14 protein-coding genes and 1 tRNA gene are annotated in these 19,307 nt (G+C 72.3%); 8 read left to right on the forward strand and 7 right to left on the reverse strand.

Features of this window, described 5'->3' with window-relative positions:
- Positions 1-98: 98 nt before the first annotated feature.
- The 3 genes from OG906_RS19670 to OG906_RS19680 all read left to right on the forward strand — a co-directional run bounded on the left by OG906_RS19670 (position 99) and on the right by OG906_RS19680 (position 4,487).
- On the forward strand, positions 99-782 hold the full coding sequence (locus OG906_RS19670) for a DinB family protein (RefSeq protein ID WP_329444522.1): 684 nt from the start codon (positions 99-101) through the stop codon (positions 780-782).
- A gap of 185 nt (positions 783-967) precedes the next feature.
- Positions 968-2,839: an AMP-dependent synthetase/ligase gene (locus OG906_RS19675; RefSeq protein ID WP_329444524.1), complete on the forward strand. Its 1,872-nt coding sequence runs from the start codon at positions 968-970 to the stop codon at positions 2,837-2,839.
- Positions 2,840-2,966: 127 nt separating this feature from the next.
- The gene (locus OG906_RS19680) at positions 2,967-4,487 is read left to right on the forward strand and encodes an alpha/beta hydrolase (RefSeq protein ID WP_329444526.1); all 1,521 of its coding nucleotides are present in this window, start codon (positions 2,967-2,969) and stop codon (positions 4,485-4,487) included.
- A 45-nt stretch (positions 4,488-4,532) separates the two neighbouring features.
- On the opposite strand, the gene OG906_RS19685 is transcribed toward OG906_RS19680, so the two are convergent.
- Both OG906_RS19685 and OG906_RS19690 read right to left on the reverse strand, forming a co-directional pair.
- The gene (locus OG906_RS19685) at positions 4,533-5,720 is read right to left on the reverse strand and encodes a lipase family protein (RefSeq protein WP_329444528.1); all 1,188 of its coding nucleotides are present in this window, start codon (positions 5,718-5,720) and stop codon (positions 4,533-4,535) included.
- A gap of 203 nt (positions 5,721-5,923) precedes the next feature.
- The gene (locus OG906_RS19690; protein WP_329444530.1) at positions 5,924-6,934 is read right to left on the reverse strand and encodes an AraC family transcriptional regulator; all 1,011 of its coding nucleotides are present in this window, start codon (positions 6,932-6,934) and stop codon (positions 5,924-5,926) included.
- A gap of 118 nt (positions 6,935-7,052) precedes the next feature.
- On the opposite strand from OG906_RS19690, the gene OG906_RS19695 reads away from it, so the two are divergent.
- Both OG906_RS19695 and OG906_RS19700 read left to right on the forward strand, forming a co-directional pair.
- On the forward strand, positions 7,053-8,774 hold the full coding sequence (locus OG906_RS19695) for an AMP-dependent synthetase/ligase (protein ID WP_329444531.1): 1,722 nt from the start codon (positions 7,053-7,055) through the stop codon (positions 8,772-8,774).
- A 97-nt stretch (positions 8,775-8,871) separates the two neighbouring features.
- Entirely contained in the window at positions 8,872-9,729 is an 858-nt protein-coding gene (locus OG906_RS19700; protein WP_329444533.1) for a hypothetical protein, read from the forward strand.
- 163 nt (positions 9,730-9,892) lie between these two features.
- On the opposite strand, the gene OG906_RS19705 is transcribed toward OG906_RS19700, so the two are convergent.
- The 3 genes from OG906_RS19705 to OG906_RS19715 form a co-directional block, all read right to left on the reverse strand.
- Entirely contained in the window at positions 9,893-10,105 is a 213-nt protein-coding gene (locus tag OG906_RS19705) for a DUF397 domain-containing protein (protein WP_267803220.1), read from the reverse strand.
- A 207-nt stretch (positions 10,106-10,312) separates the two neighbouring features.
- Positions 10,313-11,191, reverse strand: a complete 879-nt coding sequence (locus OG906_RS19710; protein WP_267803219.1) for a helix-turn-helix domain-containing protein — start codon at positions 11,189-11,191, stop codon at positions 10,313-10,315.
- A gap of 398 nt (positions 11,192-11,589) precedes the next feature.
- The gene (locus tag OG906_RS19715; protein WP_329444536.1) at positions 11,590-12,348 is read right to left on the reverse strand and encodes a GOLPH3/VPS74 family protein; all 759 of its coding nucleotides are present in this window, start codon (positions 12,346-12,348) and stop codon (positions 11,590-11,592) included.
- A 186-nt stretch (positions 12,349-12,534) separates the two neighbouring features.
- On the opposite strand from OG906_RS19715, the gene OG906_RS19720 reads away from it, so the two are divergent.
- The 3 genes from OG906_RS19720 to OG906_RS19730 all read left to right on the forward strand — a co-directional run bounded on the left by OG906_RS19720 (position 12,535) and on the right by OG906_RS19730 (position 17,645).
- Entirely contained in the window at positions 12,535-15,285 is a 2,751-nt protein-coding gene (locus OG906_RS19720) for a hypothetical protein (RefSeq protein WP_329444538.1), read from the forward strand.
- Positions 15,286-15,414: 129 nt separating this feature from the next.
- Positions 15,415-17,343 carry an MFS transporter gene (locus OG906_RS19725; protein ID WP_443067399.1) on the forward strand — a complete coding sequence of 643 codons (1,929 nt, stop codon included), beginning with the start codon at positions 15,415-15,417 and terminating at the stop codon, positions 17,341-17,343.
- Between the two features lie 98 nt (positions 17,344-17,441).
- On the forward strand, positions 17,442-17,645 hold the full coding sequence (locus tag OG906_RS19730; protein ID WP_234350270.1) for a hypothetical protein: 204 nt from the start codon (positions 17,442-17,444) through the stop codon (positions 17,643-17,645).
- Positions 17,646-17,796: 151 nt separating this feature from the next.
- Here OG906_RS19730 and OG906_RS19735 read toward each other — a convergent pair.
- Both OG906_RS19735 and OG906_RS19740 read right to left on the reverse strand, forming a co-directional pair.
- Positions 17,797-17,869, reverse strand: a tRNA-Arg gene (locus tag OG906_RS19735).
- A gap of 393 nt (positions 17,870-18,262) precedes the next feature.
- On the reverse strand, positions 18,263-19,261 hold the full coding sequence (locus OG906_RS19740) for a LuxR family transcriptional regulator (RefSeq protein WP_329444541.1): 999 nt from the start codon (positions 19,259-19,261) through the stop codon (positions 18,263-18,265).
- Positions 19,262-19,307: the final 46 nt, after the last annotated feature.

The raw sequence follows: 19,307 nt of genomic DNA on the forward strand, positions 1-19,307 counted from the left end.
AGGTAATCGAGGCGCGGTGCGGCGGGGGCTGTGACAGCCTGGCGGGTCACCCGATCGCCCCGCCGCGGGGCGAGCCGTTCACCCACAGGAGCGACTCCGTGAGCCCGTCCCCCGTACCCCCCTCGTCCCGAGTGACCCCCCTGCTGGAGCAGTTCGACTTCGCCCGCGAGCGCCTGCTGGGCCGGCTGACCGGGCCCGTCATGGACAGCGGCGACGGGTCGGACACCGCGGTCGGCCCGATGGCCGACGAGGAGTACTTCTGGGAGCCCGTGGCGGACTGCTGGTCGGTGCGCCGGCGCGCGGAGGGGCCGGGGTCGCGGGCGACCCACCTGGCCGGCGCCGGCGAGTGGGGTCGGGACGCCGCGCCCTACCCGCACCCCGCGCCGCCGCCGTTCACCACGATCGCCTGGCGCCTGAGCCACCTCACCGAAATGCTGACGCTGCGGGCCGACCACGTGGCCGGCAGCCGGGCGCTGACCCGGGACGACTACCGGGTCAAGGGCGACGTCGCCGCGGCGGTCGCGGACTTCGAGGCGGCCGCCGGAGCCTGGCAGAAGGCGCTCGAAGGCGTGGACGACGCCGCGCTGGACACCGTGGGGTACTGCACCTACCCGCACGGCAGCGACGCGGAAGAGCCGTTCGTCGACGTCGTCTGGTGGGTCAACCAGGAACTCCTGCACCACGGGGCCGAGATCGCCCTGCTGCGCGACCTCCACCGCGACCTTCGCGGCGACGTCCACGGCGACGTCCACGGCGACGTCCATGGTGCCCGGCAGGGGTGACGTCCCCGCGGCCGCGCTCCGCGGGCGGCCGGGGCGGCTCCCTCGGGCGGCGCGGCCGTGGTGTGTGCGTGCTGTGTGCGAGGTGGGAATGTGCCGGTCGGAGCGTGTGCGGGGGGTGGTCAGCAGCAGTTACCCGTGCGTAAATTACCGGCGGTAACTCCTGCCGAACCGAAGGAGCGCGCGCCGTGAGCACAGTCGTGCAGCAGGCCGGGCCGAACCTGGTCGAACCCGTCAAGACCGTGATCGACGGCGTGGTGCGCGAGGTGGTCGTACCCGCGTTGGTGGGGCCGCCCCCGCACGGGTCGCTCGGGGACATCCCCTTCGACAACGCCGCCCAGGCCCCCGGCGAGGCCGTGCTCGCCCGCAAGGGGCCGGACGGCGCCTGGCGGGACGTAAGCGCCGCCGAGTTCGCGGCCGAAGTCCTCGCCGTGGCCAAGGGACTGATCGCGGAAGGGCTGCGCCCCGGGGACCGGCTCGCCATCATGGCGCGGACCACCTACGAGTGGACGCTGCTGGACTTCGCCGGCTGGGCCGCCGGGCTGGTCACCGTACCGATCTACCCCACCTCCTCCGCCCTCCAGGCGCGCTGGATCATCCACGACTCCGGCGCCGTGGCCTGCGCCGTCGAGGACACCGTGCAGGCGCGCATCATCAGCGGCGAGCGGGGGAACCTGCCGTGGCTGGCCCACCTGTGGGAGTTCGACACGGGCGCCGTGGCCCGGCTCGTCAAAGCCGGGGAACACATCCCCGACGCGCTGGTGCACGAACGCAGAAGAGGCCGCACACCCCACGACGTGGCCACGCTCGTGTACACGTCCGGGACCACCGGGCAGCCCAAGGGCTGCGTACTGACGCACGGCAACTTCTTCGCCGAGGTCGACAACGCGGTCGAACTCCTCCACCCCGTCTTCCGGGCCACGACCGAGGAACCCGCGTCCACCCTCCTCTTCCTGCCGCTGTCCCACGTGTTCGGGCGGATGGTCGCCGTCGGATGCCTGCGGGCCCGGGTGAAACTGGGCCACGCGCCGAGCATCGCCACGGAGGACCTGCTGGCGGACCTGGCGGGCTTCAGCCCGACGTTCCTCCTCGCCATCCCCTACGTGCTGGAGAAGGTCTACAACACCGCGCGGGCCACCGCCGAGCGCATGGGCCGCGCCTCCTCCTTCGACCGGGCCGCACGGATCGCGCAGCGCTTCGGCGAGGCGGTCGAGGGCAACCCCCCGGGCCTCGGACTGCGCACGGCCCGCGCCCTGTACGACCCGCTCGTCTACCGACGGATCCGCGCGGCCCTGGGCGGACGCGTCCGTTACGTCCTCAGCGGCGGCTCACCCCTGGGGCGGCGGCTCGCCGCCTTCTACACCGGAGCCGGCGTCGAGGTCTTCGAGGGCTACGGGCTGACCGAGACGACGGCCGCCTCCACCATCACCCCGCCGCTGAAACCGCGGCTGGGAACGGTCGGCTGGCCGCTCCCGGGGACGGCGGTACGCATCGCCGACGACGGCGAGGTACTGCTGCGGGGGCGCCACGTCTTCGCCGGGTACTGGAACGTGGCCTGGGCGGAGCCGGGCGCCTGGTTCCCCACCGGCGACATCGGCGAACTGGACCGGGACGGCTACCTGACGATCACCGGCCGGAAGAAGGACCTGATCATCACCTCCGGGGGCAAGAACGTCGCCCCGGCGGTCCTGGAGGACTGGCTGCGCGCCCACCCCCTGGTCGGCCAGTGCATGGTCGTCGGCGACAACCGGCCGTACGTGGCGGCCCTGGTCACCCTGGAGCCGGAAGGGCTCGCGCACTGGCGGCAGATGCACAAGAAGACCACCATGCCGATGCGGGAGCTGGTCGAGGACGAGGAACTGCGGGCCGACGTACAGCGCGCGGTGGACGAGGCGAACCAACTGGTGTCGCGCGCGGAATCGATCCGACGCTTCGTCGTACTGCCCGGGGAGTTCACGGAGGCCCGGGGACACCTGACGCCGTCGCTGAAGCTCAAGCGGGGCGTGGTGGCACGCGAATTCGACCGTGAGATCAACGCCCTCTACCGCGGCCGCGGCTGAGGGGGGGCGGGGGCCGGGGGACCCGGCCCTGCCGGGCACGCCGCCCGGCAGGGCCGTCGGCGGGCCGATCGGGCGAGGCGCGGTTAGGGTGGGCTCGCTGGGTCGGGGGGTTGCCCGAGGAGGGCTCGTGCGCCGTACCCGTAGCTGGTTCCGTGCCGCCGTCGCGGCCTCCGGGCTCGTGCTGGTGTCGTTGGGGGCCACCCCGCCGGCCGTCGACGGGCCCGCGCCGCCCCGCATCCGCTGGGGTGACTGCCCCGAACGGCCGGTACCCGACGGCATGCGGTGCGGGACGCTGGACGTGCCGCTGGACCACGCCGCCCCGGCGAAGGGCACGGTCACCCTGGCGGTGGCCCGGATACCCGCGACGCAGGGCGCGTCCCGCGGGCCGGTCCTGTTGAACTTCGGGGGCCCCGGCGGCCCGGGCATCGCCTCCCTCGCCGCCGACCCCACCCTCTTCGCCGACCTCGGCAAGCACCGCGACCTCGTCACCTTCGACCCCCGGGGCGTCGGACACAGCGAGCCCGTCTCCTGCGGCGGCTCGCAGGAGACGGACCCCGCGATCGCCCCGCACGACGCCGCCGGACGGCTCGCCGCCCTGCGGGCCGTGGCCCGGCGGTGCGCGCTGCACTCCGGCCCGGTGCTCCCGTACATCGGCACCGTGAACGTCTCGCGCGACATGGACGTCATCCGCCGGGCCCTCGGCGCGGGGAAGCTCGACTACCTCGGCTTCTCCTACGGCACCCGGCTCGGCGCCGTGTACGCCGCACAGTTCCCCCGCACGACCGGCCGCATGGTCCTCGACGGGGTCGACACCCTCACCGAGCCGCTCGCCGAGCAGGCCCTGATGTCGGCGCGCGGGCAGCAGCGCGCCCTCGACCACTTCCTCGGCTGGTGCACCCGCCAGAGCGACTGCGTGTACGGCACGAACACCCGTACCGCCAAGCGGAAGGTCGACGCGCTCGTGGCCCGGCTCGACGAGGAGCCGCTGGTCGGGCAGGACGGTTCGCACTTCACGGGGCAGGACGTGGTCGCGTCGGTCGCCACGGCCCTGTACTCGCGCAAGCTGTGGCCCGCGCTCGCGGACGGCCTCAAGGAGGTCGAGCGGGGCGACCCGATCGGACTGCTTCAGTTGGGTGGCCCGATGGAGCCGCCCCCGCAGAATCAGGAGGAGGACGAGGACCAGGGCCGGGTGAAGGTGCCCGCCGACAACGGGCCGGCCGCGCAGACCGCCGTGAACTGCGCCGACGACCCGGACCGGGGCGACGACACGGCCACCCCGGCGGCGGTCCGCAAGGAGGTCGAGGGCCTGCGGGACGAGTTCCTCGCGGCATCGCGGATCTTCGGGCCGAACCAGTTGCTGACCGTCCTGTCCTGCTACGGCCGCCCGCCCGGAACGGACTTCATCCGGAAGATCGACGACCCCGGGGCCCCGCGCATGCTGCTCGTCGGCACGCGCGGCGACCCGGCGACCCCGTACGAGTGGACCGAGGAGACGGCCCGACGGCTGGGCTCGGCGGTGATCCTCGACTTCAAGGGCGACGGGCACACCGGGTACGCGGAATCCCCGTGCGTGCGCGAGTACGCCAACCACTTCCTGGTCGATGGCCGGCTCCCCGCCGGGACGCGGGCCTGCCCCGCCGGGCAGTGAGCGCGCCGGCGGGGCGGTGATCCGGTGACCCGAGGACCGGTCCGATCAGCAGTTCGCGTGCGTGGAGCGCCCCGCGAAGCGGTCCGCGAGCCAGTTCCCGGCGGCCAGGGACTGGGTGATGACCCCGCTGACGTGCTCGCCGATCCAGATGGTGTCGAACTCGACGTTCGCGCCCCGCGCGCACCAGTCGGAGCGCAGCTGCCGACCGACGGCGTACGGGATCAACTCGTCGCCGAGCGCGTGGTACTGGTACACGGGCGCGGCCGGAGCGGTCCGACCGAGCCGGCTCTGGTTCAGACGGGCCTGCCAGTCGGGCTGCGCGAGCGGGTCGCGGGTGGTGAGGTCGGAGATCCGCTTGAAGGATCCGGCGATGGCGTCGATGGCGACGCAGCCCTCCTTCATGCCGCCCACCAGCGCCTTGCCCGCCGGGTTCAGGTAGGAGTCGAGCCGCAGTTCCGGGAAGGCGGCGTCCTGCCCGGCGGCGGCCATGAAGATCAGGCCGGAGCCGAACGAGCCGTTGTTGAAGTCGGACACCTTCAGCAGGTCGGCCGGGACGCCGCCCGTCGCGGTGCCCTTGACCTTCAGCTCCGGTGCGTACGAGCCGTGCAGTTCGGCCGCCCAACTGCTCGCCTGGCCGCCCTGCGAGTAGCCCATGATGCCCACCGGGGTGTCCGCCGACAGCCCCGCCTCGGGCAGCCGGGTCGCCGCGCGGGCGGCGTCGAGGACGGCGTGGCCGGCGGAGGGGCCCACGGTGTAGGTGTGCGTGCCGGGGGTCCCGAGGCCCTCGTAGTCGGTGACGGCCACGGCCCAGCCGCGCAGGGTGAGTTGCTGGATGAGGTTGGCCTCCATGGACGTGCCGTACGGGAGGTTGTTGCTCGGCGCGCACCGGTCGGCCAGGCCGACGGTGCCGACGGCGTACGTGATCAGGGGGCGCGGGCCGGTCCGGCCGTCCTGCGGGACGATGACGGTGCCGGACACGACGTTCGGGGCCCCGGAGGCCGTGGTCGAGCGGTACTGGATCTTCCAGGCCTTGGTGCCGGTGGGCTGACCCGGCAGCGGGTGGAAGGCGGACGGCGCGGAGGTGACGATGTCGCCCGGGCGGCCGGCGGCCGGGGCGTCGGCGTGCGCCGTGGCGGGGACGACGGCGGCGAGGGCCAGGGCGGCGACCGCGGCGAACGCGGCGGCCCGAGGACGGGCGGGGATCCGAGCGGGGGTGGGGGTTCGCAAGCGCATGGGGCGGCTCTCCCAGGTGTCCGTGCGGAGGTAGGTGAGGAGAAGGTAGTGACCGACCGGTCGGAACGTCGCTGACCGCGCAGCTCACCTTTCCTGACCCGGAGTCCCACCCCGCGCCGCCACGCCCCGAACCACCCCCACCGCCACGCCCGGCCCACCCCCGCCGCCACGCCCTCAAGGACCTGGCAGCGCTGGTCCGGGCCTCAGCCGCCCGACGCGATCCGGTAGGCGCCCGGCGTGGTCCCCGTCCACCGTCGGAACGCCCGGTGGAAGGCGGTGTCCTCCGAGAACCCCAGCCGGGCCGCGAGTTCCGCGATGGGTTCCCCGCTCTCCGCCAGGCCCGCGATCGCCGCGTCCCGCCGCACGTGGTCCTTCAGCTCCTGGAAGGAGGTGCCCTCCCCGCGCAGCCGCCGCCGCAGCGTCGCCGGGGACACCGCGAGCCGCGCCGCGACCTCCCCCAGCTCCGGCAGCCGGGGCGAGCTCCGCAGCCGCTGCGTCAGGGTCCGGCGGACCTGTTCCGCGACCGTGGTCCCGTACTCGGGGCGCGACAGCAGGTCGAAGGGGGCCCGGCGCAGCATCGCGTCGAGTTCCGCCTCCTCGCGCACGAGCGGGGCGGTCAGCCAGCGCGCGTCGAAGGCGGCGCCGGTGCGGTCCGCCCCGAAGCGCACCGGGCAGTCGAAGAGCAGCTCGTACTCGCCCTGGTGCGGCGGCGGGGGATAGGTGAAGGCGGCGTGCGCGAGGGGGATGCGGCGCCCGATCAGCCAGCTGCTCAGCCGGTGCCAGATCGCCAGCACGCACTCGGTGAGGAACCGTTCCTCGTCGCCGTCGAAGGCGTTCCGCACGGTGAACCGCGCCTGCGCGCCGTCCACCTCCAGTGCCAGTTCGGGGCCGCCCGGGAACAGCCCGTAGAAGGTCGCCGCCCGCTCCACCGCCGCCCCGAGGTCACGGCAGCCCAGCGAGGCGTGACACATCATCGCGAAGGTGCCCGGCCGGCTCGGGACGGAACTCAGGCCCAGGAACTCGTCCTGCGTGGTCCGGTACAGCGCACGGAACAGCCGGGCGAACTGCGCGGGAGTGATCCGCGCCCGGTCGTCGCCCAGCAACAGCGGCGGGATCTGCGCCTCCTGGAGCAGCGGCACGGTGTCGATGCCGCCGCGCCGCGCACCCGCGAGCACGGCGCGCACGTGGTGCACGGTGATCGTCCGCCTCCCCATGGGTTCGACGGTAGCCGCATTGAGCGCCGGGGTCAGCGGTGGTGACGCGTCCGGTCATGTCGCCCGGGCCCGGGCGCTGCCTAGCGTCGACGGTACGGACCCCAGGGAGGCGATGACGATGGACGCGTTGCGACCGCGGACGCTGTCGGTGTTCACGCGGTGGACGGCCGAACGGTACGGCTCACAGCCCGCGCTCCGCTTCCTCGCGGAGGGCGGCCCGCGCACCGTCTCGTACGAGGAACTGCACGACCGCGTACGGCGGTCCGGGCGGGCCCTGCTCGGGCTGGGGGTGCTGCCGGGTGAGCGGGTGGTGGTACTGGCGCAGACCCGGCCGCAGTGGACGTACACGCACTTCGCGATCCTGGCCGCCGGCGCGGTGCTGGTGCCCGTCTACCCCACGGCGGGGGAGGAGGAGCTGGCCTGGGTGCTGTCGGACTCGGCCGCGGTGGTGGCGGTGTGCGACGACGCGGCCCAGGTGGCGCGGGTGGAGGCGTTGCGGTCGAGGCTGCCCGCGCTGCGGGCGGTGGCAGTCATGGACGAACTTCCGGGTATGCCGTCGGGATCGGAGGACGAACTGCTGTCCCGGGCGCGGGCGGTGAGGCCCGGTGACGACGCCTCGATCGTCTACACCTCGGGCACGACGGGCCCGCCGAAGGGCTGCCGGCTCACGCACGGGAACCTCGGCGCGATCCAGGACGCCACCCTGCCGCTGATCGGGGGCGGACCGGGCGACCGCACGTACCTGTACCTGCCGTTGGCGCACCTGCTGGCGCAACTCGTCCAGTTCATCACCCTGTTGGAGGGCGGCGAGCTGAGCTATTTCGGCGGCCGGATCGAGGACGTCGTCACCGAGTTGGCCGAGGCCCGTCCCACCCACCTGCCGTCCGTGCCCCGGCTGTTCGAGAAGCTCCACTCGACGGTGCTGTCGATGGCCACGTCCCGGGAGGGCGGCCGGGAACGCTTCGAGGAGGCCGTGCGGCTGGGCGTCCTGGCGGCGGAGGGCCGGTTGCCGGCCGGGTCCCGGGCGGCGTACGAGGCGGCGGACGGCTCGCTGTACGCACCGGTCCGGGCCCTGTTCGGGGGCCGGTTGAAGTGGGCGCTGACCGGCGGCGCACCGATCGCCCCGGCCACCCTCGACTTCCTGCGGGCCTGCGGGATCCACGTGTACGAGGGGTACGGCATGACCGAGTCCGCCGGGGTGATCAGCCTCAACCACCCGGGCGCGGCCCGCGCCGGCACCGTCGGCCGCCCCGTCGCGGGCTGCGAGGTCCGCATCGCCGGGGACGGCGAGGTGCTGGCCCGGGGCCCGATGGTCTTCCCCGGCTACCACGCGAACGGGGCGGCGACGGCGGAGACGGTCGACGCCGCCGGCTGGCTGCACACCGGCGACCTCGGCGAGGTGGACGGGGACGGCTTCCTCTCGATCACCGGCCGCAAGAAGGAGCTGATCATCACCTCGGCCGGCAAGAACATCACCCCGACCGAGGTCGAGTTCGCCGTGCAGGCCTGCCGTCTCGTCTCCCGCGCGGTACTGATCGGCGACCGCCGGCCCCACCCGGTGGCCCTGATCACCCTGGACGCGGAGGAAGTCACCGCCTGGGCGGCACACGAGGGCCTGACCCTCACGGACCCGTCGACCCACCCGGCGGTCCGCGCGCTCGTCGCGGAGGCGGTCGAGGCGGCCAACGCCAGGGTCTCCCGGCCGGCCCGGATCAGGGCCTTCCACCTCCTCGCCGAGGACTTCTCGATCGAGGCGGGCACCCTGACGCCCACGCTGAAACTCCGCCGCGCGGCGGTGGCGGAACGGTACGCGCGGGAGATCGGGGCGCTCTACGCCTGAACCGGGGGCGACGGACAGGGCGGTGAACCACCCTGGATTCGGGGGCGGGGGTGTCCGACCCCTCCACAACTGACGCGGCATCAGATACACCGGTGTCATGACCGCAGAAGAGCAGGAGCACGCACCGGACACCCGCGCCGACGACTACGCCGCGCTCGCCGCCGTCGGCCCCTACGGGGTCCGCCCCGGCCACGCGCTGATCACCATGGTGGAGCCGCACCCGGGACACGAGTACGCGTACAACCGCTGGTACGAGGACGACCACTACTACGCGGGCGCCATGGCCATGCCCTGGATGTACGCCGGACGCCGCTGGGTGGCCACGCGGGACCTCCAAGAGCTGCGCTACCCCGAGAAGTCGGCGGTCGCCCAGCCGGTCGGCGCCGGCTGCTACCTCTCCACGTACTGGGTCACCCGGGGCCGCTACGACGAGCACATGAAGTGGACTGTCGGCATCAACAAGCGCCTCAACCGCGACGGACGGGTCTACCAGGACCGCACCCACGTCTTCACGGCCTTCCAGGACCACGCGGCGACGGTCTACCGGGACGGCGCCGCCGGGCCCCGGGACTTCCACGCCCTCGACCACCCGTACGCCGGCCTGGTCCTCCAGGTCGTCGACGCCGACGGGCCCGAACAGCGGGCGGAACTGCTGGAGTGGCTGCGCTCGCGGGCCCTGCCGAAGCGGCTGGCGGGAGGGCCCGCGGCGATGGTGACGGTCTTCCGGCCGACACCGCTGCCCGGCGACCGGATGACGTACGTCAAGCAGGTCGAGGGGGTCGACACCCGGCTGACGCTGCTGTGGTTCCTGGAGGCCGACCCGCGGACCTGCTGGGACCGGTTCCGGGGCTGGGAGACCGAGGTCGCGGAGACGGGGCTGGGACGGGTGGAGTTGGTGGCGCCGTTCATCCCCACGGTGCCGGGCACCGACCGGTACGTGGATCAGCTGCGCTGACCCGGGGTGCGGGCACGACGGAGCCCCCTCGGCCAAGACGGCGGGCCGGTCGAGAGGGCTCCGATGGGTGATGCGGGTGGTGCCGGTGGAGCGGGTGGGGCCGGCGACCCGGATGGTGCCGGCGACGCGGCGGCAAGGATGGTCGGGAGGGTCGCCTCGACGTTCAGACGAGGCGCCCCGGCCGGCCCTCGACGACGTCCGCGACGAACGAGTTCCAGGAACCCGGCGCGAAGGTGAGCGACGGTCCGTCCTGCACCTTCGAGTCGCGGACGGCGATGGATTCCATCACGGGGGACTTGACCTCGACGCAGGCGCCGTTTCCTCCGGAGTAAGAGGACTTGGTCCAGTTGTCCGTGGCACCCTGACGAATAGCCATGTTTTTCTCCGGTTCGGCGAGTAGTTCCGATGGCTGTCAGCCAATTTCCCGGCTGACGTGATCGACGCTACCCGCACCTTCCGACGGCTGAAGGAGCCGTTCACTCGACCGGGTGGCATATTCAGGTCAGGTCTTATGTGGCTGGGGAGCAACGGTGTACCGTACGGCCCCCCCTTGTCACCAGGACTGATTCCTCCCCCTTTGTCGTTACTTGCCGGCGTAGTGCTCGATGATCTCCGAGATGAACTGCCGGGTCTGTTCGACATTGAGGGCCTGGGCGCGAAGATGCTCGTACATCACGCTGTACTTCTGAACGTCGTTGGCCTTCTCCAAGTACAAATCGCTCGTGACGCCCTCGATGTAGACGACCGTCGAGTCCGAGGCGTCGGGAAATTCCAGAATCGCGTACTGGCCGTTCACGCCCGGGTGCGCCCCCATCGAGAACGGCATCACCTGCACGGTGATGTACGGCTCCTCCGAACGCTCTATCAAGTACTCCAGCTGTCGGATCATCAACTGCGCGTCACCCACGTGCCGGCGCAGCGCCGCCTCGTCGATGACCGCCCACAGGCGCAGCGGACCGACGTCAGGATTGTTGTTCTCCGTCTCGGACAGCCGCTTCTGGCGGTGCATCCGGACCTGGACGCGCTTCTCCACGTCCAGCGGCGCGGTCTCGGGCAGCGCGCCGCGGATCAGGGCCTGGGCGTAGTCCGGGGTCTGGAGCAGTCCCGGGACCATCTGGGGCTCGTACGTGCGCAGGCTGGCGGCGTCCGTCTCCAGGCCGATGTAGACGCTGTACGGGATGTCGCCGAAGGCGTGCCACCAGCCCTGCTGGCGCGAGTCCTTGGCCATCTGCATCAGGGAGTCGACGAGTCGGCGGTCCTCGACCTCGTACACGTCGCACAGGTCGCGGACATCGCGCTGGCTGATCGAACGCCGACCGTTCTCCAGTCGGCTGATCTTCGACTGGGAGACGAGGAGGCGCTCGGCCACCTGCTCGGCCGTCATGCCCTTGTCCTCGCGCAACTTGCGCAACTCCATGCCCAGTCGGCGGCGTCGGACGGTGGGATTGACATTGGACGCCACGGGGACGGCACCTCCGCCTTCTTCTTCTCGTTCTGGTTCTGTTTCTGTCTCTCTGCGTGCCTGATGTTCAGCAGACTGCCACCGAAGCACGTGGTGGCGCTGGGGAACGGGCGGGAAAGACAGGCCCGCGGGAAGGACGGACGCGCGGGAAAGCGGGCGAGAGCGCGAGAAACCGGGCGAGGGCGCGGGAAAGACGGACGCGCGGGGTGGCGGGACCGGATGGGCCGGTCCCGCCACCCCGCGCGCCGGCGGTTCCCGAACCGGGTCTTTGGGGGACGGCCGGTTCCGGCGATGGCGTTCGATCGAGCGGTTGCGCGTGCGGGCCGCGGATGGATCAAGGGGTGTCGCGGGTCCCGCGGGTGGTGCCGATGGTGCTGGTCCTGCTCGTCACCCGGCGGTCAGTGCGCGGCCACACGGGCCATCGCACCCGTCCGACGCGGCTGCATCGGGACACCGCCCGCACTGGTCGCGGAGGTGGCCGAAGCCCGCCCGGCGGATGCCGGCGCCGGCGCGCGGTCACGACGTGGCTGTGCCGCCACCCCGTTCTGGACGTCCATGACGGCGTGCGCCACCAGACCGCCCATCGGGTCGTGCCGGATCAGATCCCGCAACCGGGACCTGGACGACCGCCCCTCGTTGCCGGGGTACAGGTGCTTGCCGAGTCCGACCGCGTGGGCCAGTGCGGCGAGCGCCGCGGTCCGCGGGTCCGGCGGTACACCGGTGCGGATCGCACTGTCGAGCCGGGCACGGATCTCCCGGCTGATCGCCGTGTCGGTCGCCTGGTAGCGAGTCGTCGGCAACACCCCGCACATCTGTCCCGCGACGGCATGGACCATGCCGCAACGCTCCAGATGAGCGAGGTAAATCTGACGGAGCCCCAGTCGGGGTCCGCCGATCCAGTGGACCGCCCGAACCGGGCTGCCGCGCCTGCGCAGCAGTTCCAGTGCGGAGTCCAGAGTCGGATCTCCTGTCGGCCGTGGCATCACCACGGCGATACGATCCCCGTCAGGGGCTATCCGTCCTGCCAGAGCCAGCTCCACTAGCTGTGCCCCGGCCAGGCCGAGGTCGAGCGACTGCGGCTGCGCCGTGGTTCCCGTGGTCGGGTCCAAGGCGAGCAACAGAAGCTCCTCCGGAATTGTTCTGCGGCTCCTGCCCATCCATGCCTCCCCGCGTGGATGAGTGACAGGGTGACGCCTCTCACATTCATCTGTCGAGAGCGCCTGGTCGCTTTATGGGGGAACCTGCAGCTATGTCGTTCTCGTCTAGCGGGTGGGCGATGCCCCCGAGACGGGACACTGTTAGACGGTTCGGACAGCGGCCGAACGTCGATCGAGGAGGAACTGGTGGCGGGCGAGTCCCCCGACAAGTCGGTAGATGAAGGTGCGTCGGGGGCGGCGGACACCGCCGCGTCCTCCGCGGAACGGGACCCGAGGCTCTCGGTCCTGCGACCGCGCGAGCCGGAGTCCGGCGACCGGGACCCTCTGAAGGTGGCCGTCGCGGCCTGGGTCGCGTCGGCGTCGGCGGACGCGGAGCGGACGGCCGAGGCCGATGACGCCTCCGCCGGCCAGGGCGACGGCGGGGACGGGGGCGCGCGTGCCGGTGCCGGTGCAGGTGCCGACGCCGCTGGTGAGGGCGCCGAGGGCGAGGCTGAGGCGGGTGCCGAGACCGGTGCCGAGGTGGTCGAGGCGACTCCGGAGTCGAAGGCGTCCTCCGGTCGGGTGGACTCGTCCGCCACGACCGGCTCCGCCGATGCGGCGACGGGTTCCGGCTCGGGCGCCAAGTCCGGCTCCGGCGCCGGCTCTGATTCCGGCTCAGGCTCCGGCTCCGGCTCTGCTTCCGAGTCCGCTTCTGGTTCCGCTTCCGGTTCTCGTTCCGGTTCCGGTTCTGCCTCTGGTTCGGACGGGGCCGCGCGGGGTTCGGTGGCTGCGGGCAAGCCCGCCGCCGCGGACCAGCGGACGACCGCGTTCGGGGTCGTGAAGCCCGCTCCGGACGCATCCTCCGAGAAGTCGACCGAGGTCGAGGGGCCCGCCGACAGCGAGCGCACCGCCGTGTTCCGGGCGTTCAGGAACGATGCCCGCGAGGCGCCGAAGGCGCAGCCGAAGCCCGAGCCCACGTCGGAATCGAAGCCCGAGCCGAGGCCTGAGTCGAGGCCCGCGTCGAAGCCTGCGGCGGAATCGAAGCCAGGTTCCGGTTCGGATTCCGGTTCCGGTTCGGCCAGCGGGCGGGGTGCGGCCGTTGACCCGCGTTCGGGTTCCGCTTCCGGTGCGCCGTCGAAGCCGTCGGAGGACAGCGAACGTACGGCCGTGTTCCGGGCGGTGAAGCCCGGTGCGGCTCCCGCCGGTCCCGCCGCGCCGTCCGCGCCCAAGCCCCCGCAGGGCGACCGGCCCGCGCCGAAGAAGCCGTCCGAGGACAGTGAGCGCACGGCAGTGTTCCGGGCGGTGAAGCCCGGTGCGGCCGAGGCGTCGAAGCCGGGTTCCGGTTCCGGTTCGGGTTCCGGCGCGCCGGCGAAGCCGTCCGAGGACAGTGAGCGTACGGCCGTGTTCCGGGCCGTGAAGCCCGGTGCGGCTCCCGCCGGTCCCGCCGCGCCGTCCGCGCCCAAGCCCCCGCAGGGCGACCGGCCCGCGCCGCCGCACACCGCCGGGGACGAGCGCGCCAGTACCTTCGTGCCGTTGCGCGGCGACAACGCCCGGCCCGCGGCGCCCACCGCGCCGAAGCAGGCCCCCACCGCACCGGCGCCCGCGCCGAAGCAGGCGACCGCGCCCGCCGGTCTCCGGCAGGACAGCGAGCGGACCACGCAGCAGCCGCTGCCGCCCAAGCCGCCGCTCGACATGCTGGCGGACCTCACGAACAACCCGCCCCCGCCGCCGAGCCCCCTGCGCACGTTCGCGCGGCGGTTCAAGATCTACGCCCCGCTCGTCGCGCTGCTGGTGATCATCCTCGCCGTGGTGCAGCTGGTGCGTCCGCTGCCCGAGCCGCAGCTCAAGATGACGGCGCAGGGTTCGTTCACCTTCGACGGATCCGCCCCGGTCCTGCCGTGGCCGAAGGAGGGCCAGGGCTACATGGCCGCCGCCGGCCTCGGCACGGTGGGCACCTTCGGCGAGCAGAAGCCGATCGCCATCGGCAGCGTCGCCAAGACGATGACGGCGTACGTGATCCTCAAGGACCACCCGATGAAGAAGGGTGAGAAGGGTCAGATGATCCCGGTCGACAAGACGGCCGTGGACGACGGCAAGAAGGACTCCGAGGGGGAGTCCACCGTCAACACCCTCAAGGAGGGCGACCAGATCTCGGAGTACGACGCCCTCGCCGCGATCATGATCCCCTCCGCCAACAACATCGCGCGGCTGCTCGCGCGCTGGGACTCCGGCGGTGACCAGGCGGCGTTCGTCAAGAAGATGAACGACACCGCCAAGGAACTCGGCATGACCAACACGACGTACACGGACCCCTCGGGTCTGGACGCGACGACGGTCAGCACCGCCGAGGACCAGGTCAAGCTGGGTCTCAAGGTCGTCGAGATGCCCGAGCTGATCGCGATCACCAAGCTGCCGAAGTGGACCGACCCGTCCGGCAAGACGTGGCGCAACTACAACGACCTGATCCCGTACAACGACTCCCTCGGGATCAAGACCGGCTCCACCACCAAGGCGGGAGGCAACCTGCTCTTCGCCGCCCAGAAGCAGGTCGGCAAGACGAACCAGCTGATCGTCGGCGCGGTCCTCGGTCAGCACGGCGTGCCCATCCTCGGCACCGCCATCGCGGCCAGCAAGGACGTCATGCTGGCCACGCAGAAGACGCTGACCGGCGCGAACGTCGTGAAGAAGGGCCAGGTCGTCGGGTACGTGGACGACGGGCTCGGGGGCAGGACCCCGGTCGTGGCCACCGCGGACGTGGAGGCGGTCGGCTGGCCGTCGCTCAAGGTCAACGTCAAACTGGGTGAGGGCGGCGGCCCGCTGCCGCAGACCGCCAAGGCGGGCACGGAGATCGGCGTCCTGACCATCGGCGAGGGCGCCAGCCAGGTGAAGGTGCCCGTGGCACTGAAGCAGGATCTCGTCAGCCCGAGTCTGGGCAGCAAGCTGACCCGCGTCGGCTGAGCCGCCCCGGGCGGGATCGATCCGCCGGGGACGGGTTCGTTCAGGCGCTCCGGGCAACCCCGGGGCGCCTGAGCACGTCTTGGATGCGAGTGCGGTACTCGCGCAGGTGCCGGGGAGAGAGCGTCGGTAGTGACCACCGCTGAGCAGTACGGGCAGGAGCAGGAGCAGCGCGGGCGGACCGCGGGCTCCGGCACGACCGACGGCGAAACCTCCCCCGCGGACGGTTCCGGTCCCGGTTCCGGTCCCCGTTCCGGTTCTCGTTCCGGCTCGGGCGGCCCGCCGGGCATGGGCCGTCTCGCGCTCCGTTGGGCGCAGGGGCACCCCGTGGTCGTCGCCACCGCCGTGGCGGCCGTCCTGCACGTCGTCTGGCTCTTCACCTTCGCCAACAGCGGCGGGGACCTCGCCGCGCAGGACGCCTGGGCCGAGTTCGTGGGCCGGCACCCCGACACGGCGTACAACCTCGCCTGGTACGGCGGGATGCACCCGGTCTCGTACAGCGTGGTGTCCCCGTACCTCATGCACATGCTCGGCGTCCGGACCACGATGATGATCGCCGGGACGGTGTCGGCCGGGCTCCTCGCCCTGATCCTGACGCGCTGCCGGGGCGCCGTCCGGCAGCCGCTGTGGCCGGCCCTCGCCGGGGTGTACGGGCTGCTGTGCAACGCGCTGTCCGGCCGGGTGACCTTCGGGCTCGGCGCGATGCTCGCGCTCGGCGCGGTCGCCGCGGTCTTCTGCCGGCCGCGCTCCTGGGCCGAGCGGCGCTGGGCCAAGGCCGCGGTCGCGGCCCCGCTCGCCGCACTCGCCACCGCCGCCAGCCCGGTCGCCGGGCTGTTCCTCGGGGTGATCGCGGCCGCGCTGTTCCTGAGCCGGCGGCGACCGGGCGCGTACACCCTCGGGCTGCCCCCGGTGGCCGTGGTCGGACTGTCGGCCTGGCTGTTCCCCTTCTCGGGAACGCAGCCGATGAAGCTGGGCTCGGCCTGGCTGCCGTTCGTGTTCGGGCTGGTCATCGTCTTCCTCGTGCCGAAGCGGTGGAAGACGGTCCGGATCGCAGCCGCCGTGTACGCGCTCGGGGTGGCCCTGACCTGGCTGATCGACTCCCAGGTGGGGTCGAACGTCACCCGGCTCGTCATGCTGTTCGGCGGGGCGGTGCTGCTCGCGGCCCTGCCGTACGAGGTCCCGCGCACGCGCCGCTGGTACGCGCTCGTCCTCGCCTTCGTCGGGCTGAACGTCTGGATCACCACCAACAGCGTCACCGACATCATCCGCACCACGCCGCTGGCCTCCTGGAACCGGGAGCTGGCGCCCCTCGTCGACCGGCTCCAGAATGCCGGCGCCGACCGCGGACGGGTCGAGGTGGTACCCGCGAGCAGCCACCGCGAGTCCTCCGCCTTCCCCGCGTACGTCAACCTGGCGCGCGGCTGGAACCGGCAGGCGGACCTGGAGCGCAACCCGCTCTTCTACGACGACACGCTCACCGCCGAGAGCTACCGGGCCTGGCTGGGCCGCTGGGCCGTGCACTACGTGGTGCTGCCCGTCGACAAACCCGACGAGGGCGGCAAGGACGAGGCGACGCTGGTGCGCGGAGGGCTGCCGTACCTCCAGCAGATCTGGGGCGACGCGAACTGGCAGCTCTTCAAGGTGCAGGCCCCCACCGACCTGGTGGCCGGCCCCGCGACGGTGGTGCGCGCGGGCGCCGACCAGCTGGTCATCGACGTCAAGCAGGCCGGCCGGATCAGCGTGCGCGTCCCGCACTCGCCGTGGCTGGGGCTGGTGGACGCCCAGGGCAAGGCGGTGGCGCCCCCGCAGGAGACGGACGACTCCAAGGCGCGCTCCTCGGCGCGGCAACCCGGGCCGAAGCGGTTCGCCAATACCGCGGGATGCCTGTTCAAGGCGGCCCCGGACGCGGTCGGCGACGTGTGGACCGAGCTGCTGGCGCCCGCGCCGGGGGAGTACCGGGTCGCGGCGAAGTACCAGATCCCGCGGGGAACGCCCTGCCCGGAGGAACTGGTCGACGAGGTCCTGGGACCGCAGGCACCGGCCGGTCCGGCCCGGCCATGATCGAGAGTTTTTACGTTCGGTCCGGGTGCGTGGGGCGATATATCTGCATACGATCCCAGTAGTCCGATTGGGTGCTTCCCGAGGGAGTTGACGGCGGGATGAGCAAAGAGCAGAAGCACGACGTCCAGGCAGTGATCGCGAAGGCGTCGGAGCAGGTACAGCTGCCGCGCACGCAGGGTCACGGCTTCGAAGGTCCGGTCCGCAGCAAGGTCAAGGGCGGAGCCCACACGAAGGCGGCCCTCAAGCGGGCCGGCACTCCGCAGGGCGACCGGATCGGCGAACGCAGCAGAGGCCTGAGCTGACCCCCGTCGGTTGATCGCACGGCCCTCCCGGCCCGTCCGGGAGGGCCTTTTCCGTGCCCGCCGCGACCTCGCTCACGCATCCCGCGCCCGGACTTGCCCCCGGGAACGACGAAGACCCCCGGCCATGATCGGCGGGGGTCTCGCGTCCATGTGCCCTCGGCAGGATTCGAACCTGCGACACCGGCTTTAGGAGAGCCGTGCTCTATCCCCTGAGCTACGAAGGCGGGCGGGGTCTGCCGCACACGGTGTCGGAAACCCCAGGGGGGTTTCGCCATCGCGGCGGGTCAAACGTCCTGGTCAGCCGGTGCTCCGCGCGGTGGGTGAGATGTCCGGTGAACATCTCTCCCGCACGAGCCGAGTAGCCGTCCGACCGCAGACAGCCTAGCGGATCGTGCTCCGCGGACGCGCCCCCATAAGCCGCGGAGCTTCCGTGCCGTGTGATCACCTCACGGTCCTCTTCGCGTCGTGCGCCGCCACCCGCTTGGCCGGCGTGTGCGAAGCGCCTCGTGGGTGGAACGGCGGTCGGATCGTCGCGAGGGCGCGGGGCACCTCGGTCCGCTTCCCCGCAGGGGTCGGCGGGTCCGGTTCGCCGCAGCCCCCACTCTCGGTGCCCGCCCTCAGGTCTCGTCGTCCAGGAGGCCCGACGCGGCCAGGAGGTAGCCGAGTTGGGCGCGGCTGCCGCTGCCCAGTTCCAGGGAGGCTTTGCGTATGTGTTCGGCGACGCTGCGGCGGCTCATGCCCAGGCGGCGGGCGATGGAGCTGTCGGTCTCGCCGCCGATCACCGCGCGCAGGATGGTGCGTTGCAGGTCGGAGGTGACGATCGGGCCGCGCGAGGGCGAACCGGTGGGGAGGATCGGCGTGGAGCGTTCCCAGGTCTGGTCGAAGTACCGGGTCAGGAAACGCACCAGCGACGGGTCGCCGATGTGCAGTGCGCCCTCGGCCGGTTCGTCGGAGAGTTGGATGAACGCCACGTCCTGGTCGCAGATGATGACGCGCTCGATGATCTCCGCCTGGCTGCGGACCTCGGCGCCGGCGGCCGTGACCTGCTCGATGTACCACATGGTGGGTCGGTGGGTCTGGACGGTGTGTTGGTAGAGGGTCCGTTGGCGCACGCCCCGTTCCAGTGCGCGCAGATCCCGTTCCAGGGCCTCGGTGAGGGCCCCTTCGGGGCGTCCGCCGCCGGGTTGCACGGTGCGCAGTTCCTCCCGGCAGCAGCCGACGGCCGCCTCCAGGGTGGCGCTGATGACGTCCTGGCCGACGAGTCGGACGGGGGCGGGGCGGGCCGCGTCCTGTTCCTGCGCGTACACCGCCTCGAAGACGGACAGTCGGGCCTTCGCGGCGCGCAGGGACCGGCGCTGTTCCGTCAGGAGGTCCTCCAGCGGGCCCAGCGTGGCGAAGGTCGCGGCGGCGGGTGTGACGGGTACGGCGTACCCGGGGTCCTCGCGGTCCTCCATGACGAGGTGGAGCCTCCACAGGCAGGACGGCAGCCCCGTGCGGGGGGCGCGGCCCTCGCGCAGCGCCGTGCGGTAGGCGGTCAGGGCCGCCTTGCAGGGCTGGGGGTTTGGGGGCGATTCGTCGCAATCGCATCCGACTGTGCCGAAATGATCTTGCTTCACAACTGTGCACATTACATTCGTGCAACCCGATATCCCTATGAGCGCA

It is taken from the genome of Streptomyces sp. NBC_01426 (assembly GCF_036231985.1).
Classification (GTDB): domain Bacteria; phylum Actinomycetota; class Actinomycetes; order Streptomycetales; family Streptomycetaceae; genus Streptomyces.

Excerpts from the sequence above, each read along its gene's own strand:
- OG906_RS19685 (WP_329444528.1), bottom strand. The coding sequence starts at position 5,720 with ATGCGCTTGCGAACCCCCACCCCCGCTCGGATCCCCGCCCGTCCTCGG.
- OG906_RS19690 (WP_329444530.1), bottom strand. The coding sequence starts at position 6,934 with ATGGGGAGGCGGACGATCACCGTGCACCACGTGCGCGCCGTGCTCGCG.
- OG906_RS19695 (WP_329444531.1), top strand. The coding sequence starts at position 7,053 with ATGGACGCGTTGCGACCGCGGACGCTGTCGGTGTTCACGCGGTGGACG.
- OG906_RS19700 (WP_329444533.1), top strand. The coding sequence starts at position 8,872 with ATGACCGCAGAAGAGCAGGAGCACGCACCGGACACCCGCGCCGACGAC.
- OG906_RS19705 (WP_267803220.1), bottom strand. The coding sequence starts at position 10,105 with ATGGCTATTCGTCAGGGTGCCACGGACAACTGGACCAAGTCCTCTTAC.
- OG906_RS19715 (WP_329444536.1), bottom strand. The coding sequence starts at position 12,348 with ATGGGCAGGAGCCGCAGAACAATTCCGGAGGAGCTTCTGTTGCTCGCC.
- OG906_RS19730 (WP_234350270.1), top strand. The coding sequence starts at position 17,442 with ATGAGCAAAGAGCAGAAGCACGACGTCCAGGCAGTGATCGCGAAGGCG.